We start from the raw sequence: 24103 nt of genomic DNA, 5'->3' as shown, positions 1-24103 counted from the left end.
CGTAAATTTTAGTAAAATACTGACTTTTATGTCGTCTTATTTTTTGTTTCTTAAATCTAATTTTTGTCATTTTTAATATATTACTTAGTTTTAAATCTTATATATTTTCATATAAGTATATAAATGTGATTTATATTGAAAAGTACAACAAGTACTAGTAGTTTATCAAAACATTTTTCTTTATCTTCTATGTTATCAATTATTGCTTTAATTTTTATTTATATATTTACTAATATTATTATTTTAAGTATTATAGGTTTATTAATTATTGGATGAATTAATTTATATGATGTAATACATAGTTATAAGTTTTATAGTTCAATACATTTTTATGATTTATTTAATACAGTAGCGAGTTTTACTATTTATATATCATATATTTTTTCTATGCTTTAAACCTCAACCTTTATCACAAGTAAAAGGAGATAACAAAAGTTATCTCCTTTTATTTGTTTCATTATTTTTTTATTGAAAATACCTTCTAATCCTGCCTTTTTAACTCTAGTTTCTATTTCTTTTTTATCTATTGTATAAAAACCTAAATCCTTCATTCTATTAAAGTAAATACTTCCCGCAAAAGTAAATTTTAATCTATCCGCATGTTCTTCTTTTAATTCTTGGTTAGCATAAGATATAAAGTCTCCAATTGCAATACTAGTTGGTAGTTGAAGTAAATACATGCCTATAGCATTTCTAGCTGCATTATGCCCAGCTAAAGATCCCGTGCATATAGCTTCTGTATGACCTACAAAGAATCCACTTTTTTCTCCACCTACAAATAGGTTTTCAAGTCCTGTTACTCTCATATAGTTATCTATTGGAGCAACTGAAAAATATCTTACTGAGTTTCCCTTTCCGCCTGAGTATGGATCTACTATTATAGCTCCTTCAAATCCTGGAATTTTTCTTAATTTTTCAAGTGGGTAAAATGGTGCCATTAATTTTGCATGACCTCGGTTGTTAGTATTGCAACTTATAAAGAAGCTAAAGAAAGGTTGTTTCCACCCTATGTTCCTTTGTATAAGACGGTAATATTATATTCTGAGGATTTTTTATTTGAAGAGTATTTAGAGAGTGATTCTATTGGTGAGTTTATTGTTAAGTTTAAAAAGAATAATAATTTAACTTTGAAAGATATTTCTAATATGACTGGTTTTAGTGTGTCTCATATAGCTAATGTAATCTATGGTAAAAATGCAACCCCTGATTTTATACGTTCAATTTCAAAGCTTAAGTTAGTTAAATAGAACTTTAATATTTAGAGTATAAATAAGATAGTTTCAATTTAGAACAGTCTTATTTATACTCTTTTTTTATAAAACATCTCAATTGTTTACATACTATTATCTAACTTCTCAATATACATATTTTATCAATCGCTTTGATATACGTATTAAGTCTATTTTAGATTGTTGCATTGGCACTTTTTCTAAGTTCAGAATAAACCCTAAATGCCATAAACTCCATTAATAATCCACTTAACTTTTCATTAGTTAATAAAGTTTCAAAGAAAGATTGATTTTTCTCTAATCCATCAATTATAGAATTTTTAAAAGCATCATTAAATGGATACTTGAATTTATCAAAATCATTATTTTGAGCTCTTCTTAGTAAATCTTCATTTTGCTTTAATATTTTTTCGATCTGCATAGCTGCAAGTATTTCAGTCTCCCCAAATTCAAAATTAAACAATTCATTTATCTCTTTTATAATCTTAGATAATGCATCAAACTCATCTTGAACTCCACCAACTGTAATACTTGAATTATGCTTAACTTCTCCAGCTGACTCCAGTGTAGTTTGCTTTTCTTCTCCAACTTTAATTTGCCTAAAGTTTTCTAAGCTAACCTTATCACTTATATCAATCTCATCTTCACTTTCAACCTCTATCGCTTTAACTAAAAACTTAGAAAATATGTATAACTTATGAAGTTCTACATCCTCGAAATCTGCAATTTGTATCATAAGAGAATAGAAATTAGTAAATTTTCTTAAAACTGCTCTTATTTCAAGAATATCCTCATTATTGTATCTGTTTACTCTTTCAAGAGCTTTTGAAACATAGCTTATCTGCTGTTGTCTATCCTTGCTTGTTTTCTTATCCTTATAAGCCTTTTTAATGAATTTATCAACTTCATCTCTATTTATAATATTATAATTTTCTATCTTTCTTTCTAAATCATAAACTAAGTTAGGGTCTAGAGTTTCAACTAATTCAGTACACTCATAGAATGTTGAAAATGCCTTTTTAATATCTTGTAAATCATTCTTAAAATCTAATATAAAGGTATCATCTTTACCTGCACAAGTTCTATTTAATCTACTCAAAGTCTGAACTGCCTTAACTCCTCTTAGTTTTTTATCTATATACATAGTATGAAGTAAAGGTTGGTCAAATCCAGTTTGATACTTATCTGCAACTAGTAACACTTGATAATCATCACCTGCGAATCTATCTGGTAATTCTTCTTCCTTAAATCCATTCATTTTCTCTTCTGTAATATCTTCATCGAATTCATCTAAATTAACCTTACCTGAAAATGCTACAAGTGCATTAATGTTTTCATATCCATTTTCTTTTACATACTTTTCAAAAGCTAACTTATACTTTACAGCACTTTCTCTTGATGATGTAATAACCATAGCCTTAGCACGGCCTCCTATTTTGTGCATTACATTATCTTTGAAATGCTCTATAATAATTGCTACCTTTTGAGATATATTAGTTGGATGAAGATCCCTACTCTTAGCTATTTTTCTTTTAGTCTTAGACTTTGGAACATTTTCATCTTTTTCAACTAATTGTCTAACCTCAAAGTAAGTTTTATAAGTAACATAGTTTCTTAATACATCTAATATAAAACCTTCTTCAATAGCTTGTCTCATAGAGTATAAATGAAATGGCTCTTTTCTATCTGTACCAGGTACATGGTGTCCAAACATATCTAAAGTAGATGGCTTTGGTGTAGCAGTAAATGCAAACATTGATATATTAGCTTGTTTACCATTTCTTTTTATCTCATCTACTATAATATCATCTAGTTTATCTTCATTTTCTGCTTCTAAAGCTTCATCACTTGTAAGCGCCTTTGTTACTGCTTCCATATTCTTACCCGAAGTTGAAGAATGGGCTTCGTCTATTATAATTGCAAAGTTTTTATTCTTTATTGCCTCTATCTTATCAAGTATATATCTAAACTTTTGAATAGTAGTTACAAGTATCTTTGTACCATCAGTTAAAGCATCTGCTAACTGATCGCTATCTTTATCCATAATCCTTATAGTTCCATTCTTATGATCAAGACCAAGTACCGCATCTCTTAACTGTTTATCAACTACTTTTCTATCAGTCATAACTATTACAACATCAAATATATTGTTATTACACTCATCATGTATACTCATAAGTCTATGGCTAAGCCAAGCTATACTATTAGTCTTTCCACTACCTGCACTGTGTTGTATAAGGTAATTAGAACTTGTCTTATTTACATAAACATCTTGTAGTAAATTTCTAACAACATCTATTTGGTGATATCTAGGGAATATTATATTTTTCTTTGGCTTTTTCTTTTTACCATTTTCATCTTTTTCTTCTTTTATTTGAAGATATACAAACTTATCTATTAAATAAAGTAACGTATCCTTAGTTAAAATATCCTCCCACATATAGTGTACTCTTATCTTATCACCTGCATCTGGGTTTCCTTTACCACCGTTGTTTCCTTTGTTAAATGGTAAGAAGAAAGTGTTTTGCTTATTTAACTTTGTAGTCATATATATTTCTTCTGTATCCATTGCAAAATGTACTATACATCTTTCATTGAATGTAAATAACTTTTCCTTTGGATTTCTATCGTTCATATATTGAGTCTTAGCATTTTTAACACTTTGACCAGATAAATTATTTTTAAGCTCAAAAGTGATTATTGGAATACCATTTAAGAATAGTACTAAATCAACTCTACCTTTTTTCTTCTTAACATCTGACTCATAATCATTTTCGTTATATACTAGCTCTTCTGTTACTGAGAATATATTTTTGTTATATAATTCTAATGCTTCTTTATTGTAAGTTGTAGCAGGCTTTCTAAACATTAAATATAAAGTTTGGCCTCTATCTTTAAATCCTTTTTTTAGAACTTCAAGAATTCCATAATCACTAATTTCTTTGTTTAATCGTTCAATTATTTTTTCTTCAAGTTTATCTTTGTATGTTTCTTTTAACTTGTTCATTTGGACACTTTGAGTATCGTATAAAAACTCAAATAACATCTTTGTATCTAATGCATGAGTTTTATTATAGTTCTTGTTAAAACCCTCTACATATCCATTTTCTTTTATTAAATATTCTTTTATTATATTTTGATAATTTCTCTCCCTTAAGTCATCTAATCTTATCAAGATATTTCCCCCTTATAAGTTTGTTACGTCTATTTTTCCTGTTACTACTTCTGTTATTAGCTTTTGTTTAGCTTTTTTAAGAAGCTCTATTTGTTCTTCTGTTTTGGATATCAATTTATCTATTTTAGATACATTATTAGTTATATATTCTGTAATGCTTATCTGTTCTGAAACAGGAGGTCTTGCTACTACAATATTTTTAATTATCGTTGAGTTTAATCCTTCCATTATACTCCCCTTTGACTGCATATTTAAGTTATCTTTAATATATTTACTTTCATTTATTAATAATTTAATATACTCCGGAGATATAAGCTTTGAATTCACCCTAACTCTAATTAAATGTGAATCTATAATTCCCTTTTTATATTTATCATTAAATATATCTATTTTTCCAACTGTTCCCATTGTTGATATAAGAATATCTCCATCAAATACTTCATACTGCTTCATTGTACTAAATTTTTGATAATTTATAAATCTATCACCTAATTCAAAATCTTGATATATAAGATTTTCTTGACCATATACTTTATATTCATATTCTAGATTCATCTCATCAAGTTTTAAATTACTCCCAAATGGTCCCATTCTTATCCCATCTTTTCCTTCTTCAAGCATGTGTTTTATCTTACATATACTCCAATGTTTTGGTATCTCCCCAATCCACTCAACTCCACTATCTTTCATAGGAACATCTTTATCAAGCCCTTTAGTAACAGTTTCTGATATAATCTTAGTTCTAGAAGCTTTAAGATTTTCTATAAGCTCTTCCTTTTTACTTATAAGGGTATCTATTTGTACAGTTTTTTTATCTAAATATCTGGCAATTGTATACTGTTCTTCTAATCTTGGTAATATAACTTTAATTCTCTTTATCCTATCCATACTTACATTTTGTTGCGTATTAAATGTTGATGCCATGTCAATTTCATATTTGACTACATTTGATTTTAAATAATACTCTAAAAATACTGGGTTAACTATATTTTCATCTGGTTTTATCAGTGCAAGTGGTGACCATACAGAAAACTCTATATTTTCCTTAACTCGAGCAACTTTTCCTACTGATGCAGATTTACCAAATAATATATCATTATATTCTGGCTTACATTTCTTTATATATTCATTGTGAGATTTAGTTGATATATATCTACATCCATCAAATACTAAATCTCCATCTACAATTCCATCAACTGATAAAAAAGGAACTCCCTCGTCTATAAACTCTGGTGTTTCATGAGGTCCATCTGTTATTTTTTCCTTTATTATATGTTTTAGTTCTATCTTTTCCCAATGACTTGGTATCTTCCCAATCCATTCAACTCCACTATCTTTATACTCTTTATATCCTTTCATCCTACTCAAAGACCTCCTCAAGCATTTTAGCTATCTCAGCCTCAAGCTCTTTAGCCTTATTTATATACTCTTCATAGCTTCCTTCATCTTCATACTTATAAAATAATCTAGTAAAAGGAATCTCTGCTCCTATCTTTGTCTTACTCTCATCAATTATTGCATCTGGCACATGTGGATTTACTTCTCTTTCAAAATACTCATAAATATCTTCTTTAAAAGGTACTATTTCAGTGTCTCTAAGCTCTGAATCTACTTCTACTTCGCCTTTTTTATTGTAATATTTATCAGCAGTTTCATCTTTTTCAGAAAGTCCCATCCATATAGCTTTTAAAAGCCCTACCTTAACCTCTGGTACTTCTTTAAATAAATCTTTGATTACCTCTACAAACTCATCTCTATTTTTATAAACTTCATCACTTATATTTTCCTTTAAAATACTTAAAATAGTATCTTGAAGAACTTTTCCTTTTTCAAATTCTTCTATAGTCTTTTTATCTTTTGCAGTTTTTTTCAATTTTTCTGTTAATTCATTATAAGTGTCTTCATCATAAAGCTTGCTAAATGCACTCTGAGCAGTCATGTTCTCAATTCTTGATTCATTTATAGCAAAGTTACGAGCAAATGGTCTATCAATAGTTATTTGTCTGTATAAGAAATCTTCATTATCTAGTATCTTACATACATCACTATCTTTAAACTCATCATAAATTTCTGTTAATGTTACTATGTCTTCAGGAGTTATTTCATTTCTCTTATCTCCTAGACCCTTTCTTAGTCTTTTCCCAAAGTTTGTTGCATCTATTAATTGAACTTTTCCTTTTCTTTTTTGTTCTTTTTCTTTAGCAATTATAAATATATATGTTGCTATTCCTGTGTTGTAAAACATTTGAGTAGGTAGTGCTACTATTGCTTCTAGTAAATCTTCTTCTAATAACCATTTACGTATGTTACTTTCTCCACTTTCTGCTTTTCCACTAAATAATGGTGAACCATTGTGTATTATAGCTCCTCTTCCATCGTCTTCTAATTTTGATATCATATGTTGTGTAAATAGTAATGCTCCGTCACTTTTACCTGGAAGTCCTGCTCCAAACCTTCCACTAAATCCAAGTGTTTTATGTTCTTCATTTATTTTAGTAAAGTCGTCATTCCAAGTAACTCCAAAAGGTGGATTCATAAGAGCATATTTTACTTTTATTCCTTTTAGTCCATCATCTGTAAGTGTATTTCCAAGCACTATATTTTTAGAATCTTGTCCTTTTATAAGCATATCTGCTTTACATATTGCATAAGATTCATCATTTATTTCTTGTCCAAATACTTCTATTTTTGTATCACTATTTAAAGATTTTATATATTCACTTGCAACAGCTAACATCCCACCTGTTCCAGTTGTTCCATCATATACAGTTACTATTTTTCCATCTTGTGATAAATCTTGGCTATCTTCATTAAGAAGTATATTTACCATAAGCTTTATAACTTCTCTTGGTGTATAGTGATCCCCAGCTTCTGCATTTTCTGAAAACTTTCTTATAAGTTCTTCGAATATATATCCCATTTCTGAGTTTGATACAGTTTGTGGATGTAAATCTATTTGTGAAAATTCTTTTATTACGTTGTATAGACGATCTTTTTCATCCATATAGTCTATTTCTTTATCAAAGTGTAATTTTTCTATTATATCTCTTACTTCTGATGAAAATCCTTGTAAGTATGATTTAAAGTTCAGTTTTATGGAGTCTGGATCATCTAATAATTTATTTAAATTAAATTCACTTTTGTTGTGGAATTTATACCCTGATTTTGAGTTTAAAACTGCTTCTATATCAATTTTTTTAGCCTGTTCTAATACTGATTCTTTAGTATCTTCCAGAACGCATTCAAATCTTCTTATTATACACATTGGTATTATTACATCTTTATATTTTTCTGGTTTATATGGTCCTCTTAATTTATTTGCTATTTTCCATATAAAATTAACTTGTTCAGTTATGTTTACATTTGTGCTAAATTCACTCATTTGCTGTTTCTCCTATATATATTAATATTTGAATTTACGTACACATCTATATTTAAAATGTATAAATAAATTATTATCTTTGCCTAAAATTATCTCGTATACTTTAAATGTAATTATTTATTTCTATTTGTATATTCTTTAGCTTTTTTATAATTTCTTTATTTCTTCTTTTAATGGCCTGTGTACCTTTGATTTTTCTTCTAGTTGTATTATATATCTATTTACACTTAATTTAAAATTATTTTATAAATTCAGTACATGCTAATTTAGAAAATTTACCTTCTTATAATTTGTATTAGTAACCTCTTCCGATTTTTTCTATAATAAGCATCAGATATTAAATCTAATGTTCTACCTAATTCCAAATTATTTGCTTAATACATAATAAAGTTTTATTATTCTTTTTTACTACTTCAATTTTAAATAATCCTCATAGTATGTATACTATTCTCTTTTTTAATTAGGCTATAAATGTATATCTATCTTTTTCTCTTAATCAATTTTTTTACTTAAATATATGTTTTTGAGCAATGAAAAGCTCATAGCTAACTCTAAGCTATAAGCTTTTTTAATATTGTTTCTATAATAAACTTAATTAAATACTTTCAATGTATCCAACAGTTTCATCTTTTAATTGAATTTGTATATTATACCCCTTAACTCCACGTTTAGATAGTTCATCACTAGAAACTAAATCTTTTTTACTTAAATAATTTTTTATAGGCATAAGTCTAACATACTTGGATTTTGCCTTAACTTCACTTTTGCTGAACTCATCATCATCAATCGTATCTTTTCTGTCTAAGATTGATCTCACTTGGCATTTTAGAAATATTGCACTATACGGAGCTCCATTGTATAAATAAACAATATCTCCTATCTCTAAGTTTAAATTAGTACCATAATCAACGAATCCATTTTTTAAAAAGCTTCCTAAAATATCGTATTTCTCTAAATTACATGGAAACATATATGATTTCATTTTCATTACCTCCGCAAAGTTTTTGTATCCTTATTTTACCATATTTTTATTAAATAGATTATGCTTAAGACTTAATTGTATAAATCACTATATGAGTTTCAAATACCTCCAACTGATTTATTCCTTTAAAAATGAATTTCTTTATTTTCCATAGAATTCTCTCTCTGTTCATTACTATTAAAATCTTTAACCCCTAGGGTATCTTATACAATTTCGTTATTAATAATACTAAAAGTAGATTATAATATAGATAATAACTATACGTTACGATATTGTAGAAAGGATACCTAATATTAGGCCTAATGTAAATATAAATGCCAGTGCAAGGATATTAATAAAAATGGCAAATCTAATGGTAGACGAAGATACCTATGAAAGAGATGTCTTTGCAAATTCGAGGAGTTCACTTCTTCACCTTTCTCAAATACTAAATTGACATTGGACAAATGGCTTAAATATTGTGAATTAATGATATAGAAATTTGAAAGTGAGATGAAATTATGAATAAGCAAGAAATTTATGATTATTTAAAAGAAAAAAATATTTGGCATGAAATTACAGAACACGAAGCTGTTTATAATATGAAAGAACTTTCTCAAATTGATATTCCTTATCCAGAAGGTGATGCAAAAAATCTTTTTCTTCGTGATGATAAAAAAAGAAATTACTATATTATAACGGTAAAAGGATATAAAAGAGTAAATTTAAAAGAATTTAGACAAAAGAACAATACTCGCTCGTTGAGTTTTGCATCAGAAAATGATTTAATGAGAGTAATGAATTTGATACCAGGTTCAGTAACACCGTTAGGTATATTAAATGATAAAGAAATAAAAGTAGAGGTATTCATTGACGAAGATTTTATCGAATCACCAGGTCTTATTGGAATTCATCCAAATGATAATACAGCAACAGTGTGGTTAAAAACAGAAGATTTAATTAATATTATAAAAGAACATGGAAATAAAGTTAATATTGTGCAAATCTAATTAAATACAACTTCTAATTTGTAAATCTGATTAAGTGATCAATATTAATATATTACGAACAATTTCATAGTACATTACATAAATAACCAAATATTAGCATTCAAGATATTACGAATACTAATATTTGGTTATTTTTATCCTATAATTATTACTAAATTATATAACAGAGCCAAACCCTATATCTAATTTAATATCTTCTATATCCTAACAAATATCTTTCAATCCAAACCGCTCCAAGTATTCAGCTTCCATTTCAAATACTTCCTATACAAATTCTTCTCTATCAAATACCTTAACCATTTTTAATTCCTCCATATAATTTCCTTACACTTATTTTTCCCTGTATCAGTTGCAATATGTAATATACAGTGAAAAATATATATAAATTTCATACATAAAAAACACTATATAGGGGAAACTAACTATATACAAAGTAGAGCTATGGAGGTCCAAAATGAGAGTAGAAAAAATAAATAAAGAAGCTTGCGTTATAATAACAAAAAGAGAACAAGCAAAGGAACTATATTCAGAAATTGATAAATCTTTAAAAATAATAAGAAAAGAAGGAACTTTAGTAACGAGAGTTTTAGAAGATACCAAGCATCCAGAAGGAAAAGTTAAATACATAATAAATGGTATGAATGAGTCAAAAGTTAAAAACATACTATCAAAAACACTCCAGGAAAGCATTGAAAAAAGATCTGTACTTGCATAAAATAAAATCCCCAGGACCAAAAATATCCTGGGGTATAAAAACTAATATCCTAATGTACAACTTCCCCCTTATAAGCTTAAGGGCGAATACCTACTAACTCTCATTTAATATATAACTTATTCAAGGCCCACAAATTTTTATCAATTTCCAACTGGTCTTTTGATATGAATGTAAGGGCATAGCGAAGCAATGCTTTTATGCCCTTACGTGGACTTTCAATTTTAAATCTACTCTTAAATAAACAAAGGCAAGTATACGCACATTCTTTATCGTGTGTATTCTTGCCCTTATATTTTTTATATAATTTAAGAATCTTGTCTGTAAGATATGATTCTATCATTTATCAATTTCTGGTATCGTAAGATTAAATGTAATAAATAAATTAAGATAGAACTATAATGAAAGCAAGTACACGATTGACATATAATATGAAACAAAGAGATTTTTGATATTGTATAAATCTAATAAATAAAAGGGGGTAAAGCAATGGGGTTTATAATATGGACACTGTCGGGAATGTTTTTTATTGGGGAAGGAATTTACTGTATTAAATCTAAAAAAGAAATCGCTATTGGTTTTTGGACAAATGGAAAAACACCTTCAATAGAAGTGAAAAATATAAAAGCGTATAACAAATCCTTAGGAAAGCTATGGTGTATATATGGTTTTTTCTTTATATTATTAGGAATACCATTATTAGGAGAGCAAAACTCTCCATTTATAATAATTACATTGATAGGTACTATTTTAGAAGTTATTATATTAATGACTGTCTATACAATAAAAATTGAAGGAAAATATAGAAAGAAATAAGAATAGGTACCTCCAATTTGCAAGACAGTATATATCTTATTACCAAATTTAGCCCCAATATTTTTATTGATAAACAATAATATGTTATTGTTAAGGAATAATAGTAGTGGTATAATAAAATAAAAGGGGGCATTTTTCATGTTAAATAATTCAAGAAAAACAAAGAATACGCTATATTATGCATTAACAGTATCAATTTTTATGTGGGGGATAATGCTTATACTTAGTATATTTGGGGGAATTCCATATATTTTAGGAAGCTTCGGAAATGCAAATAAGTTAGTATCTGCAATAAGTATATTTTTAGTAGGAGTATCTTATTTTATTATGTTTATTATATTATTAAAAATAGTAGATAGCTCTGGAACAAACATTTTTATAACAGAAAATACAAAACGATTTAGAAAATTAGGGTATTTACTATTTATAAACTTAGCACTAAATTATATCTGTATGTTATGTAATGGTGTAACAGGAATGAGAATAATAGATTTATTCCCAGGAATTTTTATTACACCACAAATGGCTATATATTTTATATTAGCTCTTTTATGCTTTGTTATTGGAGATACTATTAATGAAGCAACAACAATAAAAAATGAAAATGATTTAACTGTATAAGAGAAATACAATGGGTATAATAGTTAACTTAGATATAGTAATGGCTAAAAGAAAAATTACACTTAAAGATTTAGCAAAAAAAATTGATATTACAAATGCGAACTTATCTATATTAAAAAATAACAAAGCCAAAGCAATTAGGTTTTCAACTTTAAATGAACTTTGTAAAGTACTAGAATGTCAGCCTGGTGATATTCTAGAATATATTGATGACGATATGTAAGCTTTTGTTTTTTTAATATATTATAATCTTAATATATTTCGTACTAAAAAGTATTATTAAAGAGGAAAACTATTAGCACTCTTTAATAATATCTTATTTTTTCATCATACTTTTTGACATATCGATTTTTATTTGTATACTACTTCAAATTCCTCAAATACAACTAACATATCCTCTATAAATTCCATATTTAATGCTTCTAGTTCTCTTTTAAAGAAATCTATGTGTGCTTCTCTCCAGTATCTTAAAGATTTATCTCCCTCTCCCTCTATACTCGCAAGTCTTTCATCTACATCTGTAAATGGTAATACAAAAATCTCTTTTGTTCTTATAACACATTTTGCAATACCATTCCAATCTGTAACAACACTATATTCATCTTTTTTTGGTATTGGTTCATTGTCTACCTTATATAAATCATAAAGTGATGTAGTTCCTTTTTTTACTCCATCTAATACTAAATCTGCTAGCTTATTAGCACTTTTTTCATTATCACAAAAATGCCATGAATCATAAACTTTATTACTACTCTTACTACACTCCCCCATGGAGTTTAGATAGCTCTCCCACATATTCTTTACTGATTTATCTTCATTCTTCATATTTTAACCCCTTATTATTTTTTATTTTTATATTGGTGCATATTTCCTATCCATCTAATCCCTAATAAATGTAAGTTAATGAATTTCATTCCATAGTTATAAAATTGATTCCAATGTTATTAACTATTATATTTTATAATTACATATTAACAATTGTATATTATCATATCAAATTTATATAATCTGGCTAATTGCATAAAAGTTAGATTATTCCAAGCAATTGCTTGAATTGTTTCTTATTAATTTTAATCCTACTTTTCTTTCCATCTTTAAATTCAACATCAATTATTTTATATGATTCGTATGCATTATTAGCCGTAAATCCAGCTAATATCCCCAATATACCTATGAAATAGCAACATATAAAAACCCTTGATACTATATCAATAATACTTTTTTTGTACTCTATATATACTATGTCATATTTATCAATATTACTTTTAGAAAGTTCAATACTAGATTGTTTTCCCTCTATCCTTAAACTTCCTGATTCTTTAGATGTTGAAATAAACGAATGTTTATAATCTCCGTCGATAACTAAACTATTTATAGATCTCACCCCTAATAAAATTTATTATATTAACTTTCTTTACATCTAAGATAAATCACATTATCGATTGTTTTAACTTTTGAATTATAAATATTTTTTAATGCATTTCCCCTAATATATTTCTAACTTGAGCTTCACTTATATCATACTTTCTAGCCAACACTCTATAATCTCCATTAAACTTTTCTCTAATAACTCTATTTCTAATTGGTCTAGTCAAAGAGGCTTCTTTAGGTATATATAAAGAACTCCCTCCTAGTAACTCAACCAGCTTCTTAAAAGCATCTATTCCTATATATTCAGCAATATCCTTATGTGTTTTTGGTATATCCTCTAAAGTCAATTCTTCTAACATTAAATACACCTCCATAAATCTAAACTTATATTTAACTCTATACATATATTATACAGTTCTTTATCTATAACCTTTATCCTTATATCAGGTTTATTTTAAATTCAGTTTAGTTTACAAAAGAACAAGGCAAGTATGCGTTCTTTGCATTCTTGCCTTGTTCCTTACTTTTTATATAAATCTAAAGATATCATGTCTGCAAGAGATGATATCTAACATTATTATTTAATCTCACCGTTTAAGTAAGCTTCTTTACACTTATCAAATGCACTTTTTCTTCCTGGCTTTTTTCTTACATTAGGAGCTTCTTCATTATTTTCTGGAATAAACCCAAATTCTCTTACTAAAGCTTCTTCTCTAACTATCCAAGTTTTACCTAACTTCTTAACATCTTCTCCATCAACAAATCTACTCCCAACGTTATGTCTTAATGTTGATTGATCTATATTATACATACTAGCTACATCTGCAAATGTATATAAACCTTCAAATGAACTCATACTACCACTCCTTATTATTTCTTATATAAGGATTATTAACTCTTATCGTGATTTATATACTATGTTTTTATATAATACAGTTTTAAAATATGATATAATTAGGTTCTGAGAAACTATAGTTTAAGAGTGGTGGATTTCTATACAGATAAATACCTACTTTCTAATGAAAGGAGGTGAATGGTATGGAAATTTTTAAATTGTTATTACACAATTCAGATACCATAATAATTGGTATACTGACTTGTTACTTATACGATACATTAAAAAACCACTCTTCTACTGGCAATAGAAAGAGTGGTAGCTATTGTGATAAATGTGATCACAATAGAAAGAATTAGTTATTCTATTTAATACATAGAAACCACACTCTATTCCACTAGACTATAGTTTCTTTTTTTACATGTTAATACTTATATTATACTACAAATATATTAAAAATAAACTACTATTTGCATTCTTATTTAACTTCGCAATCTTAAAAATTAATTTAGCGTCATATATACTACTAATGTTAAAACTATTTTTCTTAATTTCATGCTCTCATTTAATTCTATTTAGCTTATTTAAATATAATCAGCACGATATATTATATATTTTCTAACTGCTTAACTATATTTTTATATCTTGCATTATTCTTTAAAAACTCATATCTATCGTCAGTCATTAATAATTTTTTTAAATTTATTATTTGATATTGTTTAGAGTGAACTCCTTCAAATAATTCTATTCCTTCAAATAGCAAGTGATTTTTAAAGTTATAATCCTTATCTATGTTATCTATAATATTTTCTATGCAATCTAAAGCTCTATCTATATCTTTCTCTTTTACATATATATCTGAAAACATTAAATTTCTACTATTGTAATATATATTTTCTAAGTCAAATATCTCTAAAAGTTTATCTTTGATATATAAAACTTCTTTAGCTTTTATCATATCATCTTCCTTGAAAAATAAACTAACATATCCATCTAATGAAATTATTATATTACTCAATTTTTTATATGTTAAATCTCTTAAACTCTTTTTTGCTTTATCATATTTACCTTGATTAATATATAGTCCAACCAACATATCTTCTCTATTCATATTAACCTTAGGCAAACTTAGTAAAACCTCTTCGGCCTTATCTTCTTGTTCATTCATAGTATATAAACTACTTAATATGTATTTTGAAGATTCGCTTATTTCCTGTATATCACTATTAGAAGATATCTCTAATAATTTTATAGCCTTGTTAATCATAATTTTGGCTTCGTCTTCACTTGTCGCACTAGCTAAAGACATCATATATAAAGAACCTGCTCTAAATTTTAAGAACATGTTATTTGGATGTTGTCTTATGTAACCTTCACAAGCTCTTATTCCATTTTCAATGCTTTCTTTCTCAAATATAGCTGCACATTTTTTCATAAGATTCATAACTTCATCATTAGAAATTTCTATTTCATAACTTAAAAGTCTATCTGTAGTAGTATTAAAAAATCTAGCAATAGAAGGTAGTAAAGTTATATCTGGATAAGACTTCTTACTTTCCCATTTTGATACAGCTGCTACAGATACCCCCACTGCATCTGCGAGTACCTCTTGTTTAATCCCTTTTTCTTTTCTTAATTTATATATAACTTCCCCAATATGTAATTCCATTACTATTCTCCTTTTAATTTATCTTTTTTATCTAGTGATTTAATTATACCTTCATGTAAATTTCTAAACAATGGATCCATAGTTAAAGGATAGTTTAATTTTTTTAACTATTAGTTAATTTTTTATTCTTAAGTAATCTTATAAATTTTTTCCTATTTAATGAATCCTTTCAACTCTATTCTTCAAGTACTTTATTTTCCTACTTAAAACTGCCTGTGCTAATCTTACCTAGATAATAAATTTAGGAGGTACATATATGAAATGGTATTTAGATTTTGGTCATGGAGGTAAAGACTCTGGATCTGTTGGCTCTAATGGTAAAAAAGAAGAAGATAAGTTTTATTCTTTATCTTATCGTACTACTAAAGCTAATAATGAAAACTGTGATTACTTTGTAAATATTCATATGAACTCTTCTGCAAACAAATCTGCAAAAGGAACTGAAACTTGGATATATGATACTAATAATAAAATATGTAAATTAGCTACTAATTTATCTTCAAATCTTTCTAATAAACTTAATACTCCAAATCGTGGTGTTAAGGTATCTAAAAAATTCTCAGTTTTAAAACATAGTAAAATGCCTGCTGTAATTATAGAAATTGATTTTATATCAAATAATTCTGTTGAAGCTTCTTGTTCTAATGAAATGTATATAAGAAATGCAGCTAATACTATAGCTTCTACTTTGCTTGGATTTGTAAATAAGAAAATAGAAAGTGAAGACCCTTTTTACAGAGTATGTATAGGTGCATTTAATATTAGAGATAATGCCGTAAAACTCAGAAATGAAGTTATTTCTAAAGGTTTTAAAGATACTTATATAACTACTTAATTCTATATAAATATTATTGAAAATAATATATTTAAAAAGGACCGATGAATTAGTGGTCCTTTTATTTCTTTATTTTTTTAAATAACTAAAGATTATACTCGTAATGTATGTTTAAAAGTGTAATGCTTTTTGAGAACATTGATTTATGCAATCAGTACATAAAATACATTCTGTTCCATTTTCTCTATTTCGATTATTATTAATAACATCTACATTCATAGGACATACTTTTTTACACTTTCCACAATTGATACATTTTTCTTTGTCGCACTTTACTCTTAATATAGAAAAATAACTTGCTGGTTTTAAAAAAATGGTTACTGGACAAATATATTTGCAAAATGCTCGATTGTCTTTAAACAAAAATGCAATAGCTATTCCAACAATATAATATAATATATTACCGATAATAAAACTAATAAACATAATTTTCTCTAAATTTGGTATCTGCAAAATAAACAAAGTTCCTACAAACGCAAATGAAAATACAAACAAAATGTATTTTGCAAAGCCAATTTTTTTCTTGCGTGGGGCTTGTGGTATTTTGTATGGAAGAAAATCAAGTATCATTGCCGTCCAACATGCATATCCACACCAACCCCGTCCAAATATAAAAGGACCGCATATCTTTGCAATAACATAATGTATTACTGCTGCTTGAAATACTCCTAAACACAGATAATACCAAAACCCCTCAATCAACATATTTTCTTGACAAATTAATCCTAAATACACTAACATGTATAAACCAACACTAAATTGCACTACAAGTCGAGCATATTTAAACTTTTTAATATGAAGAAATAAGCCTATCGCAATACAAATTCCAATATATGAAAAATTAAAAAAGTAAAAACAATTATCCAATACCAACCATAATGTAATTGCAACTATTTCAAATACCAAAAACATCAAAATTGGCAATTTATATTTTTTTATCATTTCTCCTCCTAATAAATAGTTTTTGTGTCGTAGTTTAATATGATTACGAATTAATTTCTTTTCTTTCTTTAAAATCCTGTAGCTTAACTATAACTTTTTTAATAGGTTTATTCTAGTAAAATATTTCAAACTACTATAAAGATTTATCAGTTTTAATATCTCTTTCAAATATTTTCTTCAATTACTTTCTTTGATTGCTTTAATAACATCCTACTATACTTAAGTTAAATTAAATGTTAAAAGGAGGAATCAAAATGGCAGATATGAATTTAGCTCCAAATACTTCAGAAGTTGCTCAAATGTCAGCATTAAGAATTAAATATGACTGTGGTTTGGGTGAAAATGGAAGAACTATAGTTAAAACTAGAAGTTTTTCAAATGTTAATCCTGAAGCAAAAGCTATTGATGTTTACAATGTAGGTGAAATATTAAACGCTCTACAAAAACATGATGTGCTATCTGTAGTAAGAATAGACAATACAGAATTAGCACCAGCAAATTAAAATTCGCTTCGCTTAAGCGACTACGTCTGCGAACCACTTTATGTCGCCAACGACGTTGTCCGTTGCTCAAAAAAAAAGAAAGGGGATTAGAAAATGAGAAATATAGAAACTAGATTATTAATGGTTTTCTCTACAACTCTTGGAAGAAAAGTAAGCTTATTTGTTTCAGATCCTATAGAAGATTTAACTGAGGAAGAAATAAAAGCTGCTATGGAACAAATAGTTGAAAAGAACATATTTGCTCCTAGATTTGGTGAAGAGTTAGAAGCTCCATTAGAAGCAAAAGTAGTTCAAACTGCAATTACTGGATATGACTTAGTTATATAGGGTAAGTAAAAAGATATAAGTTTTGCTCCTAAAACTGAAAAAATGTTTTAAAAGTCACTAAAACTTATATCTTTTTATATTTTATTTTGAAAAGTGTGAGTTTTGCTTCCAAAGCTGAAAAATACTTTAAAGGTCGCTAAAACTTCTATCTTTAATAATTTATAAAGTTGGAGGTATATTCTATATGGAGTTAGATTTAATGGCTTTAGTATCTAACTTAGGTTTTCCTGCTATTGTTACTATGTATTTATTAATTAGAATAGAAGGTAAGCTTGAAAATTTGAGTACTAGCATAAATTCATTGAGTAATAATATATATGAACTGAATAATAAGAAATAAAAAAGTATATCTATATTAAATCATTAAGATTTATAAGATATACTTTTTTGTTTTATATATAATTAATATTTTAGCATTAGTAATTATAATATTTAACTTATTTGTAGCTACTTTTTATAGTAATTTCCATTTATTTTTCCATAGTATTTATAATTTCTCTCATTTGTTTTATTTCAGCTTTTTGCGACTCAATGATATTTTGAGCTAAATCAACTACATCTTTATTATCTGTATACTTTAAAACAATTTCAGACATAGAAACAGCCATTTCATGGTGTTTTATCATTTCCATAGCAAAAGCTTTATCTACACTATTTACATTGCTCATATCATTATTTTTATGCTTATTAAGCAAATTATTGTATTTTTTGAAGTAATCTTGTTCTTTTTTTTCATCTACCTTTGGATTTAATTCAATGCGTTTAATCATATCTTTCATTTGTTCTATTTCTTTACTTTGATTTGTTATAATACTTTCAGCTATTTTTTTTATTTCTGCCTTTTCCCCACCATACTTAAGTAAACTTTCAGACATTTCAATTGCTGCTTTGTGATGTGGAATCATACCATACAAGAAATCTATTGCTGGATCTCCTGTGTGTTTTATATTTTTCATATCTTCCATCATTGTATTCATTTCTGATTTTTGTTCACTTAAATAATTTTTAATATTATCACCTTTGTAGACAATACTGTTTTTTTTGCTAAATCCTAAACTTGCAAACACACAAACTAAAAGTACTGTAATATAAAATATTGATTTTTTATTCATCTTTATTCTCCTATTATTTTTATATTATAAGTTTGTGTTAGTTTTACCTAAATACTTATAATTAATCATTCCAATAGCTAGCACTTAGTTTGTTTTTTTAATTCAAACTATAATTAAAAGATTTATTAAAGAGGAGAATCTCTTAATATTTATAATAAGTTAAAAATATGAATAAATTATGAATTTAGCATAAAACTTACTTTAATTTATATCACTTCTTTATAATCGGTAATGTAATTATAAATTCACTACCTTCATTTACCTTACTTTTAACCTCTATTTTTCCTTTGTGTAAATCAACTATTGACTTAACAATGGTAAGTCCAACTCCAATTCCTCCAGTTTCTTTACTTCTAGACTCATCAACCCTATAAAATCTTTCAAATATATAATTTAAACTATCTTTCGGAATACCAACACCATCATCTTTAAAATGAATTTTTATATTGCTTTTTTCTTTATGTGCATTTATATATATATTTCCACCATTATTTGTATATCTTATAGCGTTAGAAAGTAAATTTACTATAACTTGAGATATTTTATCTTTATCCACATAGGTATTTATGCTTTCTAAATTAAATACTATATTTATATTTTTTTCTAATGCACATCCTTGATTGTTATAAACTATATTTTTAATAAGTTCCCCTATATTAACTTCACTTAAATTAAGTTTATTTTTTTCACTATCAAACTTTGCTAAGTTTTTTAATTGGTTAACTAGGTTAGTAAGCCTTATTACCTCTTCATTTACACTATTTAATCTTTCTGTATTCGGTTCCCAGATTCCATCTATCATTGCTTCTAAATGTGTTTGTACATTTGTAAGTGGAGTTCTAAGTTCGTGAGATATATCAGTAGTTAATCTTTTTCTTAGATTTTCTTGTTCCTCTAATTTAGATGATAAGTTATTTATAGATTTTATAAGAGTATCAATTTCATATATATTGCTTTGATACTCAATCTTACTATCATATCCACCGTCTCCCATTAAGTTTGCCATATTGGACACAACCTCTATTGGTTTAGATATGTTATTTGCAATTAATATAGCTATAAATATTGTTATTAATGTCATTAAGATACCAATAGCTGAAATTACTTTATTTATTTCCTTTAAAAAATCAACATCATTGTCCATATAATAAAGGGATCCATATGTTCCAATTTTTATATTTCCAATAACTTCATTAGTCGGACTTTCTAAATCGAATGTTTTCTCAGTGTATTTTCCATGCCAATTACCCATCATATGTTTCATATTACTCTCTATACTTCCCATCATTGCACTACACCTATCTTGATTATATGTTGTAGCTCCCCAAATTAAATTTCCATTTGTATCGTATAAGTCTATAAAAATCCCCTGATCTATTGCATTTTCTCCTATTTTTTCTATACTATATAAATTCCATCTACCATCAACATATTCTGACTCAATTGAATCTATTAACTTGGAAACTTCACTTTCATTGTTTTTAATTATATATTCTTCAAACTTTTTCTCAAAGATACTATTTATAGATATAGCTATAGCAATTACAACTAAAATTATTACTGACACTAAGGATAGAATTAATTTACTATTAAGTTTTTGTTTTTTTAACTTATAAGCCAAATTTATAACCTACTCCATATACAGTTTGAATAATTTTAGACTTTTTTGTATCTAACTCTATCTTTTGTCTAAGATTTTTTATATGTGCATCTATAATTCTATCCATTTTTTCATAATGTTCATCTATCGTTAATTCTAATAATTGTTCTCTACTAAATACCCTGTTTGGATTTTTAGCAAATAATAAAAGCATCTTATACTCAGTATTAGTTAGTATAACTTTTTCACCTCTAACTTTTACATCATGAGATGCCGTATTTATTTCAAGTTCATCCCCAAATTTCAATAAATCCTTATTTTCTATATCTATTTTTCTAAAAACTGCTTTAGATCTTAAAACTAATTCCTTTACATTAAAAGGTTTACAAACATAATCATCACAACCTGTGTTAAATCCTTCTATTCTATCATCATCTTCAGTTTTTGCAGTTAACATTATTATATGAACCATAGAAGTTTCTCTTATTTTTTTACAAATTTCCTCTCCGCTTATATCTGGTAACATTCTATCTAAAATTACTAAATCAAAATTATTATCAGCAAAATATTTAAGAGCCTGCTCTCCACTGTTAGCTACTACACAGTTATATCTTTCCTTTTCTAAATATGCTTTTATAACTTGTGTTATCTTTTTTTCATCATCTACTATCAATATATTAAACATCTATAAATCTCCTTTTTCCATATTATTATAAATTAATTAAAATATATCATACAATTATAAATAATTTATGAATTAATTTTATTATTTATCTTCATTTTTTTTTCATAATCTAAAGTTATAATTTCACAGAAAAATAAATTTAATGAGGTGAAATTATTGAGTAAAATTACTAAATCTTTTGATGTTTATGGTATGCACTGCAAATCATGTGAAACTGCTATTGAAGAAGAAATTAAAAATTTAAATGGAGTAGTAAGTGTTGATGCTAATCATAATAAATCAAATGTGCTAATCGTTTATGATAATGATATTTGTGGTGAAAACAAAATTAAAAAATCAATTAAAAATGCTGGGTACTCAACAGAAAAAAATTCTTTTAGTAAATTTTTAGGATTAGGAACAATGGTTGTTGTGATGTTGTTTTTAAGTAGCAATTCATTGATTGGATATGACACGAATTCTATGCTTAAAAATGCATCTCTGTTTATGTTGTTTATAGTCGGGGTATTGTCCTCACTTCATTGTATTGGGATGTGTGGGGGAATAATGCTTACCCAAACACTAGATAAAGATAATTTACTTTCAAGTAAAAAATCTTCTTTTAGTACGTCTCTTAAATATAACCTTGGTAGAGTAATTTCTTACACTTTACTTGGGGGAATAATTGGAGCCTTAGGCTCAGTATTTTCTATATCTATGAAAATGCAAGGTTTTATACAAATTATCGCTGCGTTATTTATGATAATTGCCGGACTTAATATGTTTGGATTAAAAATATTTAAAAATATTAACATACGAATACCATTTATTAAAAAAAATTGTAGTAAAAATAGCAAAAATCCTTTTGTAGTAGGTCTTTTAAATGGATTTATGCCCTGTGGCCCACTACAAACTATGCAACTTTATGCACTAGGAACTGGTAACTTCGTAGCTGGGGCTTTATCAATGTTTGCATTTTCATTAGGTACAGTCCCATTAATGTTAGGGTTTGGGTACGCATCAGCTAGATTGAGCAAGCAACTAAGTAACAATATATTTAAATATAGTGGAATATTTATAATAATACTAGGGCTTTCTATGGGACAAAGAGGTTTAGCTCTAACAGGATCTAATATACCTATCTTAAGTGGTTTGTCTCAATCTTCAGGTGATCTTGCTCCTGTTGTTGATGGGTATCAGGAGATTACTATTACTGCTAATAGATCTGGATATACACCTTCAAGTAACCTTATAAAAGGAGATATTCCTGTAAAACTTACTATAAAAGCTGAAGAATTAACTTCTTGTAATAATATTATGTATTTCCCTCAATATGATAAGTATATTGATTTAAGCAAAGGTGATGTAGTTGCTGAAATAAATCCTAATGGAAAGGATATATCTTTTACTTGCTGGATGGGGATGATTAGAGGAAATATAAGTGTTGAAAATTAATTTGGCAAAATAAAAAGCTAATCTCTATTTTGAGATTAGCTTTTTATTTTGCTGAAATTAATTTATATTTTCATTTCCAAAACTTCCATAATTCATGTGTGGGCATCCTTGTCCATAATTAGGGTTAGAATTTCTATATTCACTATCATCTACTTTTTCAAATTGTTTTGTTTCTTGATTTAATACTTTAAACTGTGCATCTCCTTGAGTTGAACTATTTTGATCTATAGTTGATACTATTTGATTTTCATTGTTAGAAAATGCTTTAACAGAAGCCTCTTTTTCATTTGCGAATGATGTTGCTCCCATCACACCTGCTCCTATTACTAATCCTAATGCTAATGACCCTATTAATGATTTTTTCATACAAACACTTCCTTTTCATATTATTTTCACTCTAATGATAATTAAATAATGTGAATAAAATATGAATAAATGATAAAAAAGTAAAAATAAATTTTTATATTTAATTTCATAATTAATTCATAACTTTAAATTAAAATTACCATATAAAATTTATGGAGGTAATTCAAATGAATGAAAACAATAGAAAAAATTTAAAACGATTTTTACCACTATCTCTGTGTTGTATAATTCCTATATTATTGCTTCTTGCAGTTCCTTTAATTAGTTCATATAGTGTTTCCAGTGCATTAGCTGTATCATTTATAGCACCCTTTATATGCCCTATAGTCATGGTGGGAGCATTGTTTTTCATATTTAAAGGAAATAAATCTTGTTGTTCTGATAAAAGCTCAAATACTATTGAAAAATAGATAATTTAAAACTTATAAAATAAGGGGACATAGCCTGTTTAATAAATTATTTATAGGTATTAAATATTACTTTTCACCAAGTATTAATTATCGATTGTAAAAAATCCA

28 protein-coding genes and 1 pseudogene are annotated in these 24103 nt (G+C 26.8%); 14 read left to right on the top strand and 15 right to left on the bottom strand.

Going from position 1 to position 24103, the window contains the following annotated elements; translation table 11 throughout:
- Window positions 1-392 precede the first annotated feature (392 nt).
- Entirely contained in the window at window positions 393-938 is a 546-nt protein-coding gene (locus tag GFJ41_RS07460) for an FAD-dependent oxidoreductase (protein ID WP_170075010.1), read from the bottom strand.
- Window positions 939-947: 9 nt separating this feature from the next.
- On the opposite strand from GFJ41_RS07460, the gene GFJ41_RS07455 reads away from it, so the two are divergent.
- Entirely contained in the window at window positions 948-1247 is a 300-nt protein-coding gene (locus tag GFJ41_RS07455; RefSeq protein WP_170075009.1) for a helix-turn-helix domain-containing protein, read from the top strand.
- A gap of 157 nt (window positions 1248-1404) precedes the next feature.
- Here GFJ41_RS07455 and GFJ41_RS07450 read toward each other — a convergent pair whose 3' ends face one another.
- The 4 genes from GFJ41_RS07450 to GFJ41_RS07435 all read right to left on the bottom strand — a co-directional run bounded on the left by GFJ41_RS07450 (window position 1405) and on the right by GFJ41_RS07435 (window position 8768).
- Window positions 1405-4404 (bottom strand): type I restriction endonuclease subunit R, encoded by a 3000-nt coding sequence (locus GFJ41_RS07450; RefSeq protein ID WP_170075008.1) that lies wholly within the window; start codon window positions 4402-4404, stop codon window positions 1405-1407.
- A gap of 12 nt (window positions 4405-4416) precedes the next feature.
- On the bottom strand, window positions 4417-5763 hold the full coding sequence (locus GFJ41_RS07445) for a restriction endonuclease subunit S (RefSeq protein ID WP_170075007.1): 1347 nt from the start codon (window positions 5761-5763) through the stop codon (window positions 4417-4419).
- Window position 5764: 1 nt separating this feature from the next.
- Entirely contained in the window at window positions 5765-7786 is a 2022-nt protein-coding gene (locus tag GFJ41_RS07440) for a type I restriction-modification system subunit M (protein WP_170075006.1), read from the bottom strand.
- A gap of 595 nt (window positions 7787-8381) precedes the next feature.
- The gene (locus GFJ41_RS07435; protein WP_170075005.1) at window positions 8382-8768 is read right to left on the bottom strand and encodes a hypothetical protein; all 387 of its coding nucleotides are present in this window, start codon (window positions 8766-8768) and stop codon (window positions 8382-8384) included.
- A gap of 312 nt (window positions 8769-9080) precedes the next feature.
- Between GFJ41_RS07435 and GFJ41_RS07430 the strand changes: the two are divergent.
- From GFJ41_RS07430 to GFJ41_RS07405, 6 genes and pseudogenes are all read left to right on the top strand, one after another.
- A pseudogene (locus tag GFJ41_RS07430) lies at window positions 9081-9242 on the top strand (IS1595 family transposase); the annotation flags it as partial.
- 26 nt (window positions 9243-9268) lie between these two features.
- Complete coding sequence (locus GFJ41_RS07425) at window positions 9269-9757, top strand: prolyl-tRNA synthetase associated domain-containing protein (RefSeq protein ID WP_170075004.1); 489 nt, start codon at window positions 9269-9271, stop codon at window positions 9755-9757.
- Window positions 9758-10211: 454 nt separating this feature from the next.
- Window positions 10212-10472 (top strand): hypothetical protein, encoded by a 261-nt coding sequence (locus GFJ41_RS07420; protein ID WP_170075003.1) that lies wholly within the window; start codon window positions 10212-10214, stop codon window positions 10470-10472.
- A gap of 486 nt (window positions 10473-10958) precedes the next feature.
- Complete coding sequence (locus GFJ41_RS07415) at window positions 10959-11285, top strand: hypothetical protein (protein WP_170075002.1); 327 nt, start codon at window positions 10959-10961, stop codon at window positions 11283-11285.
- A 138-nt stretch (window positions 11286-11423) separates the two neighbouring features.
- Window positions 11424-11906 carry a DUF2975 domain-containing protein gene (locus GFJ41_RS07410; protein WP_170075001.1) on the top strand — a complete coding sequence of 161 codons (483 nt, stop codon included), beginning with the start codon at window positions 11424-11426 and terminating at the stop codon, window positions 11904-11906.
- Window positions 11907-11916: 10 nt separating this feature from the next.
- Window positions 11917-12129 (top strand): helix-turn-helix domain-containing protein, encoded by a 213-nt coding sequence (locus GFJ41_RS07405; RefSeq protein ID WP_035114228.1) that lies wholly within the window; start codon window positions 11917-11919, stop codon window positions 12127-12129.
- Between the two features lie 128 nt (window positions 12130-12257).
- Here GFJ41_RS07405 and GFJ41_RS07400 read toward each other — a convergent pair whose 3' ends face one another.
- The 4 genes from GFJ41_RS07400 to GFJ41_RS07385 form a co-directional block, all read right to left on the bottom strand.
- Complete coding sequence (locus GFJ41_RS07400) at window positions 12258-12731, bottom strand: ASCH domain-containing protein (RefSeq protein ID WP_170075000.1); 474 nt, start codon at window positions 12729-12731, stop codon at window positions 12258-12260.
- A 202-nt stretch (window positions 12732-12933) separates the two neighbouring features.
- Window positions 12934-13290 carry a hypothetical protein gene (locus GFJ41_RS07395; RefSeq protein WP_170074999.1) on the bottom strand — a complete coding sequence of 119 codons (357 nt, stop codon included), beginning with the start codon at window positions 13288-13290 and terminating at the stop codon, window positions 12934-12936.
- Window positions 13291-13378: 88 nt separating this feature from the next.
- Window positions 13379-13636, bottom strand: a complete 258-nt coding sequence (locus tag GFJ41_RS07390) for a Mor transcription activator family protein (protein WP_035780711.1) — start codon at window positions 13634-13636, stop codon at window positions 13379-13381.
- A 218-nt stretch (window positions 13637-13854) separates the two neighbouring features.
- Window positions 13855-14133 carry a hypothetical protein gene (locus GFJ41_RS07385; protein ID WP_170074998.1) on the bottom strand — a complete coding sequence of 93 codons (279 nt, stop codon included), beginning with the start codon at window positions 14131-14133 and terminating at the stop codon, window positions 13855-13857.
- A gap of 182 nt (window positions 14134-14315) precedes the next feature.
- On the opposite strand from GFJ41_RS07385, the gene GFJ41_RS07380 reads away from it, so the two are divergent.
- Window positions 14316-14471, top strand: a complete 156-nt coding sequence (locus GFJ41_RS07380; RefSeq protein WP_167403015.1) for a hypothetical protein — start codon at window positions 14316-14318, stop codon at window positions 14469-14471.
- 248 nt (window positions 14472-14719) lie between these two features.
- Here GFJ41_RS07380 and GFJ41_RS07375 read toward each other — a convergent pair whose 3' ends face one another.
- Window positions 14720-15781 carry a helix-turn-helix domain-containing protein gene (locus GFJ41_RS07375; protein ID WP_170074997.1) on the bottom strand — a complete coding sequence of 354 codons (1062 nt, stop codon included), beginning with the start codon at window positions 15779-15781 and terminating at the stop codon, window positions 14720-14722.
- A 256-nt stretch (window positions 15782-16037) separates the two neighbouring features.
- On the opposite strand from GFJ41_RS07375, the gene GFJ41_RS07370 reads away from it, so the two are divergent.
- The gene (locus tag GFJ41_RS07370) at window positions 16038-16616 is read left to right on the top strand and encodes an N-acetylmuramoyl-L-alanine amidase family protein (protein ID WP_170074996.1); all 579 of its coding nucleotides are present in this window, start codon (window positions 16038-16040) and stop codon (window positions 16614-16616) included.
- A 111-nt stretch (window positions 16617-16727) separates the two neighbouring features.
- On the opposite strand, the gene GFJ41_RS07365 is transcribed toward GFJ41_RS07370, so the two are convergent.
- Window positions 16728-17558 carry a 4Fe-4S binding protein gene (locus GFJ41_RS07365; RefSeq protein WP_035114236.1) on the bottom strand — a complete coding sequence of 277 codons (831 nt, stop codon included), beginning with the start codon at window positions 17556-17558 and terminating at the stop codon, window positions 16728-16730.
- A 254-nt stretch (window positions 17559-17812) separates the two neighbouring features.
- Between GFJ41_RS07365 and GFJ41_RS07360 the strand changes: the two genes are divergently transcribed.
- From GFJ41_RS07360 to GFJ41_RS07350, 3 genes are all read left to right on the top strand, one after another.
- Window positions 17813-18061, top strand: coding sequence for a DUF1659 domain-containing protein (locus tag GFJ41_RS07360; protein ID WP_035114238.1), 249 nt, complete (start codon window positions 17813-17815; stop codon window positions 18059-18061).
- A gap of 93 nt (window positions 18062-18154) precedes the next feature.
- Window positions 18155-18388: a DUF2922 domain-containing protein gene (locus tag GFJ41_RS07355; protein ID WP_035114240.1), complete on the top strand. Its 234-nt coding sequence runs from the start codon at window positions 18155-18157 to the stop codon at window positions 18386-18388.
- A gap of 184 nt (window positions 18389-18572) precedes the next feature.
- On the top strand, window positions 18573-18728 hold the full coding sequence (locus tag GFJ41_RS07350; RefSeq protein WP_021428807.1) for a YvrJ family protein: 156 nt from the start codon (window positions 18573-18575) through the stop codon (window positions 18726-18728).
- A gap of 130 nt (window positions 18729-18858) precedes the next feature.
- Here the strand turns inward: GFJ41_RS07350 and GFJ41_RS07345 are convergent, their stop codons facing one another.
- The 3 genes from GFJ41_RS07345 to GFJ41_RS07335 form a co-directional block, all read right to left on the bottom strand.
- Window positions 18859-19500, bottom strand: coding sequence for a DUF305 domain-containing protein (locus GFJ41_RS07345; protein ID WP_170074995.1), 642 nt, complete (start codon window positions 19498-19500; stop codon window positions 18859-18861).
- 211 nt (window positions 19501-19711) lie between these two features.
- Complete coding sequence (locus GFJ41_RS07340) at window positions 19712-21121, bottom strand: sensor histidine kinase (RefSeq protein WP_170074994.1); 1410 nt, start codon at window positions 21119-21121, stop codon at window positions 19712-19714.
- Entirely contained in the window at window positions 21111-21785 is a 675-nt protein-coding gene (locus GFJ41_RS07335) for a response regulator transcription factor (protein WP_170074993.1), read from the bottom strand. Before GFJ41_RS07335 ends, GFJ41_RS07340 begins: the two co-directional genes overlap by 11 nt.
- 156 nt (window positions 21786-21941) lie before the next feature.
- Here GFJ41_RS07335 and GFJ41_RS07330 point away from each other — a divergent pair, with 156 nt between their 5' ends.
- Window positions 21942-23219, top strand: coding sequence for an urease accessory protein UreH domain-containing protein (locus tag GFJ41_RS07330; protein ID WP_170074992.1), 1278 nt, complete (start codon window positions 21942-21944; stop codon window positions 23217-23219).
- 57 nt (window positions 23220-23276) lie between these two features.
- Here GFJ41_RS07330 and GFJ41_RS07325 read toward each other — a convergent pair whose 3' ends face one another.
- Window positions 23277-23585 carry a hypothetical protein gene (locus tag GFJ41_RS07325; protein WP_035114249.1) on the bottom strand — a complete coding sequence of 103 codons (309 nt, stop codon included), beginning with the start codon at window positions 23583-23585 and terminating at the stop codon, window positions 23277-23279.
- A 167-nt stretch (window positions 23586-23752) separates the two neighbouring features.
- Between GFJ41_RS07325 and GFJ41_RS07320 the strand changes: the two genes are divergently transcribed.
- Window positions 23753-23995, top strand: a complete 243-nt coding sequence (locus GFJ41_RS07320; RefSeq protein WP_170074991.1) for a hypothetical protein — start codon at window positions 23753-23755, stop codon at window positions 23993-23995.
- Window positions 23996-24103 lie beyond the last annotated feature (108 nt).

It is taken from the genome of Paraclostridium dentum, from assembly GCF_012922555.1.
In the GTDB taxonomy this organism is placed as follows: domain Bacteria; phylum Bacillota; class Clostridia; order Peptostreptococcales; family Peptostreptococcaceae; genus Paraclostridium; species Paraclostridium dentum.
This window is presented reverse-complemented; position numbering and strand designations above follow the sequence as displayed.